This is a genomic window from Pantoea sp. X-Soil-OKNW-556 (assembly GCF_059730695.1).
This window is the reverse complement of the sequence record NZ_AP035990.1, coordinates 459471-473331: the sequence shown is the minus strand read 5'-3', so window position 1 is coordinate 473331 and position 13861 is coordinate 459471. Positions and strand designations below refer to the sequence as shown.

The following is a 13861-nucleotide window of genomic DNA, read 5'->3' as shown; positions in this document are numbered from 1 at the left end:
GGTGCGATTTATCGCGCCATTACAGCAGGGCGCGATGTTATCGTCGCGGCGTGATTTCATGATGTTAACGTAGCGGTGCGATTTATCGCGCCATTACAGCAGGGCGCGATGTTATCGTCGCGGTGTAATTTCATGATGTTAACGTAGCGGTGCGATTTATCGCGCCATTACAGCAGGGCGCGATGTTATCGTCGCGGCGTGATTTCATGATGTTAACGTAGCGGTGCGATTTATCGCGCCATTACAGCAGGGCGCGATGTTATCGTCGCGGTGTAATTTCATGATGTTAACGTAGCGGTGCGATTTATCGCGCCATTACAGCAGGGCGCGATGTTATCGTCGCGGCGTGATTTCATGATGTTAACGTAGCGGTGCGATTTATCGCGCCATTACAGCAGGGCGCGATGTTATCGTCGCGGTGTAATTTCATGATGTTAACGTAGCGGTGCGATTTATCGCGCCATTACAGCAGGGCGCGATGTTATCGTCGCGGTGTAATTTCATGATGTTAACGTAGCGGTGCGATTTATCGCGCCATTACAGCAGGGCGCGATGTTATCGTCGCGGTGTAATTTCATGATGTTAACGTAGCGGTGCGATTTATCGCGCCATTACAGCAGGGCGCGATGTTATCGTCGCGGTGTAATTTCATGATGTTAACGTAGCGGTGCGATTTATCGCGCCATTACAGCAGGGCGCGATGTTATCGTCGCGGCGTGATTTATCGCGCAAAGTGTCCATCGCCTTACGGCAAAATCTGTACCGTTTCGCTATGCCAGCCGGTCGGCAATGGCTGTGGGCGCACAATGGTGACGTTATGCAATTGCAGGTTCTCCACCCCGCGCGCATACAGGCCCGGCAGACCATGTGGATAAGCCACAACCCCAAACGCCTGCCCGGTCTGGCTATCCAGCTTGTAGGCATTATCCAGTCCCATCCCCGTTGGTGATTCAGGATTACACGGCGGGCGCACATCGTAATATCCCTGTCCTTCAGCGGCCACCTGACGCAACTGCACGTTGCTCAGCATCACCTCGCGGATCTGCCCTGCCACCTCGCTATGCAGATTGATGGCCCCTTCCATCACGCCACTGACGTTGCTGAATTGCAGTTGTTCGATAACGCCCGGCACGATCGCCGGATCGCGGGCGCGTACCGAAACAAACAGCGCATCGGCTTTGCCCCAGTGGCAGGGTGGCGCAAGGTAGCAGGCCAGCGTCAGATTGCTGAATAACAGGCGGCGGAAACTGCCGCCATCGCGCGACAACAGGCCAATCGCCCGATTGGAGTCGAAAATGGTGCAGCCGCTGACGGTGACATCTTCCACATCATCAAAGGTTTCCGTGCCGATCTTGAACGCACAACTGTAAGAACGCAGTTGGCAATTGCTGATCATAATCTGCCGCGCTGCACGCCGCAGAGGGGCGGGTTTTTGCGTGGTTTTGATGCAAATGGCGTCATCTGCCGCACTCAGGTAGCAGTTGCTGACAAACACCGCTTCGCAGCTATCAATATCCAGCGCATCGGTATTGGGCATGGTCATGGCGTTATCAATCGTCAGGTGTTCGATATGCACATGGCGGCAGCTCACCAGATGAACCGTCCACATCGGTGCCTGCACAATGGTGAACTCCCGCAGCGTCACCTGCTCACAATCTTCAAACACGATAATCCGTGGGCGCTGAGGACGTGGCTGTCGATAACCCTGCTCATCCTTCTCGGCGGCAAACCAGGCTTCACCATCGCCATCAATCACCCCTTTACCGCTGATGCTGATATTGCGCTGGCCGACCGCATACAACAGCACATGCTGTGACAGCTCGGCCTGACTCTGCGCCAGACAGCGTTGATAATCCTCGACACTTTGGCTTGCCAGCAAGGTGGCACCCGCCGCCAGATGCAGGTTGAGATGGGAACCCAGCGTGAGGGTGCCGAGGCGATAGCGGCCCGCTGGCACCGTCAGCGTCCCGCCGCCCTGCTGCGCCAGCTGATCCAGCGCACGTTGAAAACAATCAGTATCGAGGGTTTCGCCGTCAGCGACGGGGTGAAAATCAGCCAGTGAAAGGTGCATGCGGTTCTCCTGAGTTGCAGCGTAAGGCCATTGCAGCATGCACATGGCGCGAAAACCTTTCGCTGATGGACAAGGTGCTTATTTCACCGCGCCTTCGGTCACGCCACTGATAAATTTGCGCTGAAAGATGAGGAACACCGCCACCAGCGGCAGGATCACGATCATCGCGCCAGCCATCAATACCGGGATATCGATGGTGTTTTTATTCTGGAAGAACATCATGCCAATCGGCAGGGTACGCAGCTCGTCTTTGTTAACCAGAATCAGTGGGATCAGGAATTCGTTCCACGTCCAGATAAACAGCAGCAGCGCCAGGGTGGACAACGTCGGCCAGATGGCAGGCACCAGAATGCCCCACAAAATTTTGCGCCGTGACGCGCCATCCATGACTGAAGCCTCCACCAACTCGCGCGGCACCTGTTGCAGCGCCGTGGCGATCATCAGGGTGGTGAACGGCAGCGACAGCGCAATCTGCGGCAGGATCAGCGCCAGATAAGTATTGGTCAGCCCCATCCAGCGCAACTCGTGGTACAGCGGAATGATAAAGGCCTCACTTGGCAGCACCATCCCCAGACCCAGCATCGCCGCCACCACTTTTTTGCCCGGAATCTTCAACCAGGCGAAACCAAACCCGGCCAGAATGCCCAGCAGGATGCTGCTAATCACCACCGGGATCACCACCAAAACCGAGTTCATAAAGTAAACGCTGAAATGGCCCTGCTGCCAGGCGGTGACGTAGTTTTTAAAGTTGAGCGAAGATGGCAGGGTAAACACCCCCTGGAACAGCTCCATCTGGGTTTTGAATGAGGTCATCAGCGCCATCAGAAATGGCAGGATGGTCATCAGCGCGACGATCCAGATAAGCGCACGAGAAACAACTGGCGTGCCACGCATCAGTGACGCTCCCGAATAACAAAGTGAATTAACGCGTTGATCAACAACACAATCATCATACTGAATACCGCCACTGCCGAGGCATAGCCAAAGTAGTGCAGGTCGAAGCCCTGCTTATACATAAAGATGTTGGTCACCATAGTGGCGGTGCCCGGCCCACCCTGCGTCATCACATAGACCAGGTCGAAGGCTTTCAGGCTGGCGATCACCGTCAGCAGCAAGGCAATGCGCAGCTCCGGGCGCAGTGACGGCAGCGTGATGCGCATAAATTTCTGCCGCCGCGAGGAGCCATCCAGATCCGCTGCTTCCAGCAATGACGGATCCATCCGTTGCAGGCCAGCCATAAACAGCACCAGACAAAAACCAAAGAAGTACCAGGTGGCGACAAAGCCGACGGCGGGGAGCGCCCAGGTGAAGTCGCCTAGCCAGGAGATCGCCAACTGCGGCAATCCGATGGCGCGCAGGAACTGGTCAATCGGACCAAATGCCGGGTTGTACAGCCAACGCCACACCACGCCGAGTACCGCCATCGGCATGATATAAGGCAGAAAGAAGAAGATACGCAGCAGGCTGCGCTCCTTGTTGCTGCGCGTTTCATACAGGAAGCTGCACAGCAGCAGCCCAACACCAATCGGCAGCAGAGTGTAGAACAACATCAACAGCGCGTTGTTGCCCAGCGCCACCCAAAACACCGGGTCGCTGAACATACGCATATAGTTGCTGATGCCGGTAAAGATCGGCATCGAGGTACCGTCCCACTCGGTAAAACTGATGCCCAGCGACGCCAGCAGCGGCAGCAACAGAAAGACCGCGTACACCAGCACCGCGGGCAGGAGATAGAGCGCATTGCGCCAGGCAGATTTGTTCAGCATAACCGTACTCGCTTGCGGGCCTGTCTGCGGTCCGGCATCGCTGCCGGACCGGATTTATCAGTGCTTAAGGGTTTTCAGGTAACGTTGATAGTTGTTGTCGAAGTTGGTGACCATCTGGTCAGCGGTTTGACGTCCCGCCAGCAGCAGCTGCACGTTCTGGTTCAGCTCGGCGTTCATGGTCGGTGTCGCCCAGTCAACGTAGTGACCAAGGCCATCGTGTTCATTAAGCGTCACCCACACCTGATACGTTTCCGCCAGCAGCGGGTTATCCGACGGGATCTGTGCATTTTTGCTGGCACTGGCAGGCAGGAAGCCAACTTTCAGCCAGCGGTTAGCCATCTCATCCGACACGATGTAGTCGATAAACTTCGCCGCGGCATCCTGCTGTTCTTTGCTTTTCGCCGTGCTGGTGATGGAGAACGCCAGGTCAGTGCCCCCGACCATTAACGCATGCTGCACGCCCTCGCCCATCGGCATTGCCGCGAAGTGAATATCTTTGTTGTCTTTGAACTGACCGAGATACCAGGTGCCGCTCACCAGGAAGGCCGCCTGACCGTTCTGGAACAGCGTGGCAGCATCGTCATGACCAATCCCCTGGAAACCTGGGAAGAAATACCCTTTGTCATTCCAGCTTTTCATCATGTTGGCGGCTTTGACTAACTTGTCATCTTTGAAGGTGCCGCCGACATCGTAAATCAGGTCATCCAGTTTTTTGCGATCGCTGCTTTCGATCTGCGCTTCCCAAAGGGTACTGAGCAGTTGCTGCCCCATATTGCCGTCCAGCAAACCCAGCATCATCGGCGCGGTGCCCTGCGCTTTCAGTTTTTCCATTGCCTGTTCCAGCTCCGGCAGGGTTTTTGGCACCGCAATGCCGGCTTTATCCAGCAACGCTTTGTTGTAGTACAGACCGACCATTTCACCGAGGCTGGCAACGCCGTACAACTTGCCGCTACCGAAATCTTGGGTATCAGACCAACGGTTGCGTTTCAGAATCGAATCCGGGAAGCGCGTGGTCCAGCCGTAGGTTTTGGCGTAATCATCCAGCGGCCAGAGTAATTTGTCTTTGACCAGCGATCCCATATCGCCGCCGCCCTGGTTGACCTGCGCAATCTGCGGGCCATCACCGGCGGTCAGCGCCAGTTTGAGCGGGATGCGGGTATCTTCAAAGGAGTGCACGGAACGCTGGATGACAATGCCCGGATTTTTTTGCTGGAACGCTTTAATCGCCTGATCCACCGCTTCGGTCTGCTGTGGATAGTTATAAATGTCCCATTCGTTAAGGGTCACGCTGGCGGCCTGCGCCATCGATGCGCCGAGCAGTACCCCAGCGGAAACCAGACGAGACAGGGTGCGCAGAGAGCGATGGAAGTACTGCGAACGTACGGTTGACTCACACATAATGCTCGGTTTCTCCAACAGATGACTGGCATCCCTTCATCTCGACACCCGCAGATCCCGCAGGTTGATTCAGCAGAAATATCGCGCTTATCCATACTTACTTTATGAACAAAAGAAAGTCAAACCTGTGCGGCGCGGAATTTTTGCTCTGTGATGCAGTGCAAAAAGTGAGAAGAAAGGCCCGTCGATCAGCAGAGAATGCTGCTTAATTCAGCAAAAATTGGCGGTAATCAGCCTGTCAGCAATGATGACCAGCATAAATCACTCGTGATTTTGCCAGCCATTAAGCCACTGATAGAGCATATGAAAATCGTATAGTTATGACGAAGAAACGAAGGGGAATGGGTACAAGGCCCGCGCAGCAAGGACCAGCCAGCGCATTTTAGCGCGACTGTCATCGCATCAGTCATGCGCTGCGGTTATGCTTCTGTGCCGCTTTGCGGGATGACGCAATTATTACACCTTGAAAACTAAGTCAGCTTTCATTACCGTAAAAACTGTTCATCTCCTGACCACAGAGGCTCCACCATGACGGCTGAAGGTGTTATTCGTCACGCCACCGAGGCGGATTTTCCCGCGCTCTCGCGTATTTGCTTAGAAACCGCCAATGCGGGAAAGGATGCGACGGCGCTTTATTCCGATCCCGCCCTGCCTGGCCTGCGCTTTGTGATCCCTTACGCGCGCTTCGTCCCTGAGTTTGCCCTGGTGCTGGAGCAGCACGGCGAGGTGGTGGGCTACGCCGTAGCGGTGCCGGATACCCGCACGTTTGAGGCCATCCTCAATCAACAGTGGTGGCCGATGTTGCAGACGCAATATCGCGCCACTCCCGCCAGCGCACCACTCGACAGCAAAGTGCTGGATGCCATCCGTCAGCCGGATGCCGCCGCCGAGCAACTGGTAAGCCAGTGGCCTGCGCATCTGCATATCAATCTGTTGCCTGTGGCACAGCAAGGCGGTTGGGGACGTAAGCTGATCGAGCAATTGTTGACGCTGCTGCGTCAGGCCGGCGTTTCCGGCGTACATCTTGGCGTCAGCCTGCAAAACGAGCAGGTGTGCGGTTTTTATCAGCGCCTTGGCTTTACGCCTATCGTGCGCAGCAACGCCATCTATATGGGCCAGTTACTTTAAGCGAGACACAGCATGACCAGCCTGCATCTGCAAAGCGTTAAGAAATCCTATGAGAACGTGAACGTGATTCACGGTATCGATCTCACCATCAACAGCGGCGAGTTTGTGGTGTTTGTTGGCCCTTCCGGCTGCGGTAAATCGACGCTGTTACGCATGATTGCCGGGCTGGAGGAGATCAGCGACGGCAAGTTGCTGATTGAGGGGGCGGATATGACGCACCAACCCGCCACCGAGCGTGGTATTGCGATGGTGTTTCAGTCCTACGCGCTCTACCCGAATATGACGGTACGCGGCAACCTCGCTTATCCGCTGGAGGTGATGAAACGCCCGAAAGCGGAGATTGAACAGGCGATACGCCAGACCGCCGAGCGTCTGCATTTAACGGAATTGCTGGATCGGCTGCCGCGTGCTCTGTCCGGCGGGCAGCGTCAACGCGTGGCGATAGGCCGCGCCATTATTCGCCATCCGCGCATTTTCCTGTTTGATGAACCGCTGTCGAACCTCGATGCCGAATTGCGTTTGCAGATGCGTATTGAGATCGCCCGCCTGCACGCTTCACTCGGCAATACCATGATTTACGTTACCCATGACCAGTTAGAAGCGATGACGCTGGCTGACCGTATCGTGGTGCTGCGTAAGGGGCAGATTGAGCAGGTTGGCGCACCCCTGGAGTTGTACCGCGACCCGGATAACCTGTTTGTCGCCGGGTTTATCGGCTCACCGAAAATGAACTTCTTGCCAGCCGAAGTGGCGGCGTTGGCCCCCGGTCAGGTGCAACTACGCGTGCCATCGCTGGGGATTCAGGCGTTAACCCTGAAGCTGGCGGCGACCTGCCACGAAGGGCAGAAAGTGACGCTGGGGGTGCGGCCTGAGCATTTTCAGCTCGCCCCGGATGCCAACGCGCCGCTGAGTTTTAGTGCACCGCTGTCGTTCAGCGAGATGCTGGGACATACCAATTATCTTTATCTGGATGTCGGGCAGGAGCGTCTGCTGGTGATTGAGGAGCGCCATGCGACTCATCATGAGATTGGCGAACTGATGCGTTATCAATTGGATGCGGGGAGTTGTTTGTTGTTTGATGAGCAGGGGATGCGGTTGCGGTGAGGAGGTTTCGGCTGCCGGGCCAGCAGCGGTCTGGCACCGGGAAGATTCCGCCCGCCGGGCATCAGGTAGTTTCAGCACCGCCGTGCTGGCGGACGGGTTAAGGCCCGAAGGCGCGGGCCTTAACAATCCGCGCTCGGCGCTGCGGATGCCGCCCACCCCACCGCCTGAAAGCCAGGTGCTCTCTTCATTGCGCGATAAATGGCAGCACGTTACCCGTAGCGGCGCGATAAATCGCGCAAAAAAGAGGCTGGCGCGAGGCCCGGGATTGCAAAGGGCGCGGCCAGGCGCCCTTTGCTCGGTCACCGCACCGGCGAGCTGAAACTGCATCAGCCTGTGGCGAACGAAATCACCCCGATGCCAATGCAAGCAAAACCCGTTTTAAGACGCGATCTCTTCATCCGCCTGCGCGGCCAGCAAATCCAGCAACTTATTCACCGCAAAACCCGCCGCGCCCTGCGCCCACATCCGATTAGACTCGGTCAGGAACTGCAACGGCGTCATATGCGGCGTCAATTTCAGGCGATAGTTCTGGAAGCTTTGGGTGATATGGTCCAGCAGGATACGCGACGCCATCTGCGGCTCCATCGCCAGATAAACCACATCCGGGTCGTAGGCAATTGACAGGTTCGCCAGTGACATCCCCAACTGATGCCCGGCTTCCGCCAGCGCACTCAGCACCTCCGGAGTCGGACGCATATCGAGGTCACGCAACGCCTGCGGCACCTCATCTTTCAACGTGGCAGCCACCCGTTGCAGGATCGCCTGCGATGAGGCGACATCCTCCAACAGGCGTTCGGAGCCGTCGCCCAGCAGGGCATTGCCAATCTCCCCCGCTTTGCCGTGGCGGCCCCGATATAGCTGGCGATCGAGCAGAATCCCTGCGCCAATGCCTTTGCCAAAGGTGGCGATAATCGCCGACTGAGCATGGCCGAGCTGACCAAAAACCAGCGCCGCCATCGCCAGCGCATTGGCGTCGTTTTCGATAAATACCGGCAGCGAAAAACGCTCTTCCAGCAGGCGAGCAATCGGCACGTTGTCCCAGTCCAGCACGCGGGAGCGCACGCAGTATCCGTTGCTGGCATCCACCAATCCGGAAAGCGCCAGGCCAATCGCCCCCACTTTCTTGCCCTCGACGCCACGCAAGAACTTCGCCAGCGCATCGCCCAGTTGCTTGGGCGTCATCGCACCGGAAGGCATCTGCTGCTCGCCAATAATGTTGCCACCAAGGTCGGTCAGCACGATCAAATTGCGTTCGGCGTTGAGCTGGATACCCACCACGCTGGCGTGGTCAGGATTAAGACCGAGCAGGGTTTTTGGACGCCCCATCGAAACGCGTCGCAACCCCAGCTCCTGCACAATGCCCCGCGTCAGCAGGCGATTGGTGGCCTGCGAAACCGTTGACATACTCAAGCCGCTGCGCACTTTCAGATCGGACTGGCTGATCGGCGCATTTTCGACAATCAGCCGCAGAATTCGGGCGGTTACGTTCGGAGCGATCATGGTTCTCTTTATCAGCAGAATGAAAAGGTTATGCGGGTTGGCTCAGGCTAAACTGCGTGGCAAGCCGGATCGCGCCACTCAGCGCATCCCCCTGCGGCGGCACCAGCAACGCGGCGATCTCCGCCGGAAGCCAGGGCTGAATCGGGGCGGCTAAGCCTCCCATCAGCGCCAGATTACCATGACTACGCGCCAGCAGCGGCTGCACCATCTGCGCGATATCCGCTGCGGTTTGCTGAATCAACGTCGTGCCATGCACATCTCCCGCCTGCGCGGCAGCGAAAACGTCCGGCACCACCCGGCCCCAGTCAGCCGGAGTGGCATGACGTGACCAGATTAGCATCTGTTCCGGGCTGTCGTGATAATGCGCCATGATGCGTTGCGTCAGCGCAGAAGGTGGCACAATGCCTTCGTGTGCCAACAGCGCCAGCCTGAGTGCGCGCTGGCCCAGCACCGCGCCCGATCCGGCATCGGACAGGGCAAAACCCCAGCCGCCGAGCAGCGTAAATTGCGTGCCATCCCAGGCTGCCCCCTGGCTACCGGTGCCGGTGATAAACACCGCACCCGGCGCGCCATGATGCGCACCGGCACAGGCGATTTCGACATCGGTGAAGAGATAGCGTGCCTGACAAACCGGCTGCCAGCTCTCCAGCCGGGCTTTCACCGAGGCAACATTGGCCCCCGCCAGCCCCGCCACCAGCACCGTTTGCGCCCGCGCCGTCGCCGGTAAGGCCGCCTGGGTGAAGAGATCGTCAATCACACGATCAATCGCATCAATGGCCGCCTCAAACTGCGACCAGACGTTAGCAGGCCCACCGCGCGCTTCCGCCAGCAGCTGTCCCTGAGCGTCGGTGAGACGTCCACGACAGTGCGTACCACCACCATCAATACCCAGCATCAGTGACTGCACGCGCTTCCTCCTGCTTTGCCCCGCACGGAATGACTCTATATAGATGTGCGAAAGATAGGGTAAAAAAACTTAAATCGCAATAACAAATAAATATGGAAGCCACAACACCAAATAAAAATGATTAAAATCATATAAATAATAAAAACACGCATTTCTTTTACCAGGATATCCATTGACATTAGTTTTTCTGCCGTAATAAGTTAGCGGTCATATTATCAGCAGCCTGATGGGTCGGGCGGCTAACAGGCAACGGGCTTCAGGGGTACAACATGAAAGTGGGCATTATTGGTCTTGGCTTTCGTCTTTCCCATGTGGTGAAAGAGTTCAGCAAAGCCGATACAGAGTTCTCCGTCGTGGGTTATGTCGATCCGGCTCCGGCGGGTTTACCTAATCTTCACACCTTCGGCATCGATCCCGGCAAAGCATTCGACAGCATCGACGCCCTGCTGAGTCATGGCGGCTTTGATCTGCTGCTGGTCGGTTCACCGAACTTTATGCATCTTGAGCATATCCGTCAGGGACTCGCCGCGGGTTATACCGTCTTCACTGAGAAGCCGGTGGTGATCAATGAAGAACAGACTATGGCGATGGCGCAGCTGGTGCAGCAATACGGGCATGAACGCATTCTGGTCGGCCTGGTGCTGCGTTACTCGCCGCTGTACCACGATCTGCTTTCAGCGCGTGATGACAACCGTCTCGGAGAAATCACCTCCATCGAAGCCACCGAACATATCAAGCCGTACCACGGTGCCTTCTTCCAGCGTGACTGGCGTCGTCTGGAAAAATACGCCGGTCCCTACATTCTGGAAAAATGCTGCCACGATATCGATCTGTATCAGGGATTGATGGGTGAACGTCCAATGCGCGTCGCCAGCTTTGGTGGCCGTAAATCCTTTACCCCGCAACACGCGCCGCAAGGTGCCGTGACGGCAGATTCCGAGTTGTATCACGTCAAGCCGAGCGGCTGGTCAAGCACCGATGCGGTGTTCGACAGCGACGCCGATATCGTTGACTACCAGACAGCGCTGATTGAATACGCCGGTGGCGCTACCCTCGCCTTCCACGCCAACCTTAACGTGCCGGATGAGTTCCGTCGTTTCTGCGTCATGGGCACCGATGGCATGGCTGAGGGCGACTTTGTACGTAACTACTTCCGTGTGCACAACGCCCGAACTGGCGAACGTGAAGTGGATACCGTCTACAGCGGCAACGCTTACGATGGCCACTATGGCGCTGATGCCCTGATGGCCGAAGAAATCGTGAAACACATTAAACAGGGAACGCCGCTGAAGGTCACGGTGGTGGACGCGCTGGAAGCGGGACTCACCGCGATAAAAATCGACGAAGCGCGAAAATCGAAAACCGTGGTGGATATGACAGAAAGCTGGAAAAAATTTGATGCCAGCCTGGGGAAAACAGCGGCCGTCTGACGGCCACTGCTCGCGATCCCAGCCCCCTGATCGCGAGCTTTGTCATGGCAGTTCGGACTGGCAATACCCTTAACCGGCCTGTTGGCCGGTTTTTGTTGCCTGCGGCACCACCGGATCGTTCTCCAGCCGCTGACGTTTCCGCAGATGCGGGAAAAGGGTCATCCAGAGCGCCACCACCACCAGCGTACCAATACCGCCGAGCGCCGCAGCTGGCACTGCACCCAGCCACGCCGCCAGCATCCCGGACTCAAATTCACCCAGCTGGTTGGAGGTATTAATAAAGATGGCGTTCACCGCGTTGACGCGCCCCCGCATATCGTCCGGGGTATCCAACTGAACCAACGCGCCGCGAATCACCATGCTGACCATATCAAACGCCCCAAGCGCGGCCAGCGCCAGTAGCGACAGCCACAACTGGCTGGAAAGCGCAAAGATAAGCGTCGCCACCCCAAAACCGGCCACCGCGCCAAACATGATCATCCCGACGTGCTTTTCCAGTTTGTGACGACTGAGCCATACACCGACCACCAGCGCCCCGACTGACGGCGCGCCACGTAACATCCCCAACCCCCAGGGTCCGGTGTGCAGAATGTCTTTGGCGAAAATAGGCAGCAGCGCGGTCGCCCCGCCCAGCAGCACCGCAAACAGATCGAGTGAAATCACCCCAAGCACATCTTTGCGTTCACGGATGAAATGCACACCGGCAAACAGGTTGGTGAGGTTCATCGGCAGGCGCGTTTGCGGCGGGCGTTCATAGCGGATACGGCTGACCAGCAGCAGTGAGAACAAATAAAACAACGCCGAAACACCGTACACCACATCCGGTCCGGCTACGTACAGCAACCCACCGAGCGTAGGCCCAATGATCACCGCGGCCTGTCCACCGACCGCGTTAGCCGCCGTTGCGCGAGCCAGAATCTGTGGCGGCACCAGCGCGGGCAGCATCGAGGATAATGCCGGCCACTCCAGCGCCTTGGCGACGGCAATCAGAAATACCAGGCTCCAGATAGCGGTTTTATCTGCCCAGTTGAATAACGTCAGCGCCACTAACGCCAGCAGCGCTCCCCACTCGACCAGTTGTCCCAGCAGCACAATTCGCCGCCGGTCGAACTGATCGGCCAGATGTCCGGCTGGTAACGCCAACAGCACCGATGGCAGAAACTGCATCAGGCCGATCATCCCCAACGCCATCGCGCTGTTGGTCAGCGAGTAGATTTGCCAGCTGACGGCAACGGAAAACATCTGAAAACCAAATGAGGAACAGGTGCGCGCCAGCCAGAAAGCAACAAACGACCTGTGCCGCAGCAGCGAGCCATCCGCTGCTGATGTCAGAGAACCCATATTTATCCCATCCTGAATTGCAGTTCCGGCCAGTGTCGTTGCACAAGCCTTATGAAAAAACCTCGCTGAGGTTTTCCTTATCTTTTTCAGGCGACAGAGTGCGGGATTTTGGCGGCTCAGGCAACGGCAAGGCGTGCTCTTTAAAAACAGTTGGTTATATAAAAAAAATCCAAGCATAGAGCTCTGAATATTAGCAGGCTTATTTTTTATTGAGGAAATAGCGTAAACCACCAGAGAAGGGCAATAAGACGTTAATTAATGTATTAATAATACCTAATATCTCTTTAGCAGAGACAGATAAAAAAGGTGATCTTCACAAAGGAAACGTTTTATATTAGAAAACTGTTCACAGCAGCAGTCGCACCATTTTTATTATAAATAAACCCTTCCAGTTAATTAATATATTTATAGAGATAAATGGAAAACAGTTCATACAACCCTTATGTTACTGAGCGTATCCGCCGCTTCGATGGCAGGATAACCGGCGCTTGCTATTCATCACCCCTTATAAATTCTGGGCAGAATAGTCATGCATCACTTAACGATCGCAACATAGTTTCCTTACATAACCAATTTTTTGATGAAACAGCGTTAATAATTACCCCATTACAGGGAAATAGGCTTACGGATTTATTACAGACACCAGAAAATTATTCCTGCCTGCGATCAGACAATGTCCGACTGGCCATTAACTATGAGGCGTTGCAGCAGAATGGTCCCGCCCTAAAGTCCCTGGCACAGGATTTTAGTTTCTGGCTCTACGATGTAGCGACACCGAGAACCCAGTGGCGAAATATTGAGGAATTTCCCTTCAGCGGCATTGTGCTGACCCATGTTTTTTTCAACGAAAATTATCTCAAGTTCAGCTTTCCCTTTCTCCTCTCTGCCTTCCGGGAAAGAGAAGCAGAGGTGATATTACGCACCCCGACTTTAACACTGACGGATGAGTGCTATGCTCGATTACATATCAGTGGCTGGCAGGAACAACGCACCAGCAGCGATTTATTTGAAGTGTAAACGGTTACACAAAATAGCGCGCTCAGCAAAAACAGCCCGATCAATTCGGGCATGTTACCGGTAATACCCTTATAAAATGTTGTGTCATTCCCCATTCTGAAGTCCAAAGCGCTGAAAAAGATCAAACCTGTTAACGTTTTTAAGATAAAATTTAACGCAAAGGGATCATCAGGCGTCACGGAAGCGTTCCGGAGTGGAC

Annotated in this window: 11 protein-coding genes; 4 read left to right on the top strand and 7 right to left on the bottom strand. The window is 55.7% G+C overall.

The genetic code is table 11. The annotated features are described in order from the left end of the window. Positions 1–745: 745 nt before the first annotated feature. The 4 genes from AC6I8T_RS02065 to AC6I8T_RS02050 all read right to left on the bottom strand — a co-directional run bounded on the left by AC6I8T_RS02065 (position 746) and on the right by AC6I8T_RS02050 (position 5235). On the bottom strand, positions 746–2071 hold the full coding sequence (locus AC6I8T_RS02065) for a glycoside hydrolase family 28 protein (protein WP_497833459.1): 1326 nt from the start codon (positions 2069–2071) through the stop codon (positions 746–748). 78 nt (positions 2072–2149) lie between these two features. Beyond that, positions 2150–2965: a carbohydrate ABC transporter permease gene (locus AC6I8T_RS02060; RefSeq protein WP_497833458.1), complete on the bottom strand. Its 816-nt coding sequence runs from the start codon at positions 2963–2965 to the stop codon at positions 2150–2152. Beyond that, complete coding sequence (locus AC6I8T_RS02055; protein WP_013507566.1) at positions 2965–3837, bottom strand: carbohydrate ABC transporter permease; 873 nt, start codon at positions 3835–3837, stop codon at positions 2965–2967. The genes AC6I8T_RS02060 and AC6I8T_RS02055 overlap by 1 nt, the downstream gene beginning before the upstream one ends. 57 nt (positions 3838–3894) lie before the next feature. Next, a complete protein-coding gene (locus AC6I8T_RS02050; protein WP_021184160.1) occupies positions 3895–5235 on the bottom strand; it encodes an ABC transporter substrate-binding protein in 1341 nt (446 codons plus the stop codon). A gap of 528 nt (positions 5236–5763) precedes the next feature. On the opposite strand from AC6I8T_RS02050, the gene AC6I8T_RS02045 reads away from it, so the two are divergent. Continuing rightward, a complete protein-coding gene (locus AC6I8T_RS02045) occupies positions 5764–6363 on the top strand; it encodes a GNAT family N-acetyltransferase (protein WP_021184158.1) in 600 nt (199 codons plus the stop codon). A gap of 12 nt (positions 6364–6375) precedes the next feature. After that, positions 6376–7467, top strand: a complete 1092-nt coding sequence (locus tag AC6I8T_RS02040) for an ABC transporter ATP-binding protein (RefSeq protein WP_021184157.1) — start codon at positions 6376–6378, stop codon at positions 7465–7467. 378 nt (positions 7468–7845) lie between these two features. On the opposite strand, the gene AC6I8T_RS02035 is transcribed toward AC6I8T_RS02040, so the two are convergent. Together AC6I8T_RS02035 and AC6I8T_RS02030 are read right to left on the bottom strand one after the other, a co-directional pair. Beyond that, positions 7846–8967: an ROK family transcriptional regulator gene (locus AC6I8T_RS02035; RefSeq protein ID WP_021184155.1), complete on the bottom strand. Its 1122-nt coding sequence runs from the start codon at positions 8965–8967 to the stop codon at positions 7846–7848. A gap of 28 nt (positions 8968–8995) precedes the next feature. Next, positions 8996–9862 (bottom strand): glucosamine kinase nucleotide-binding domain-containing protein, encoded by an 867-nt coding sequence (locus AC6I8T_RS02030; RefSeq protein WP_437180275.1) that lies wholly within the window; start codon positions 9860–9862, stop codon positions 8996–8998. Positions 9863–10143: 281 nt separating this feature from the next. Between AC6I8T_RS02030 and AC6I8T_RS02025 the strand changes: the two genes are divergently transcribed. Continuing rightward, positions 10144–11304, top strand: coding sequence for a Gfo/Idh/MocA family protein (locus tag AC6I8T_RS02025; RefSeq protein ID WP_497833457.1), 1161 nt, complete (start codon positions 10144–10146; stop codon positions 11302–11304). Between the two features lie 69 nt (positions 11305–11373). Here AC6I8T_RS02025 and AC6I8T_RS02020 read toward each other — a convergent pair whose 3' ends face one another. Beyond that, the gene (locus AC6I8T_RS02020; RefSeq protein ID WP_208724650.1) at positions 11374–12645 is read right to left on the bottom strand and encodes an MFS transporter; all 1272 of its coding nucleotides are present in this window, start codon (positions 12643–12645) and stop codon (positions 11374–11376) included. Between the two features lie 417 nt (positions 12646–13062). On the opposite strand from AC6I8T_RS02020, the gene AC6I8T_RS02015 reads away from it, so the two are divergent. Further along, a complete protein-coding gene (locus AC6I8T_RS02015; RefSeq protein ID WP_497833456.1) occupies positions 13063–13662 on the top strand; it encodes a hypothetical protein in 600 nt (199 codons plus the stop codon). The last annotated feature ends 199 nt before the right edge of the window (positions 13663–13861 follow it).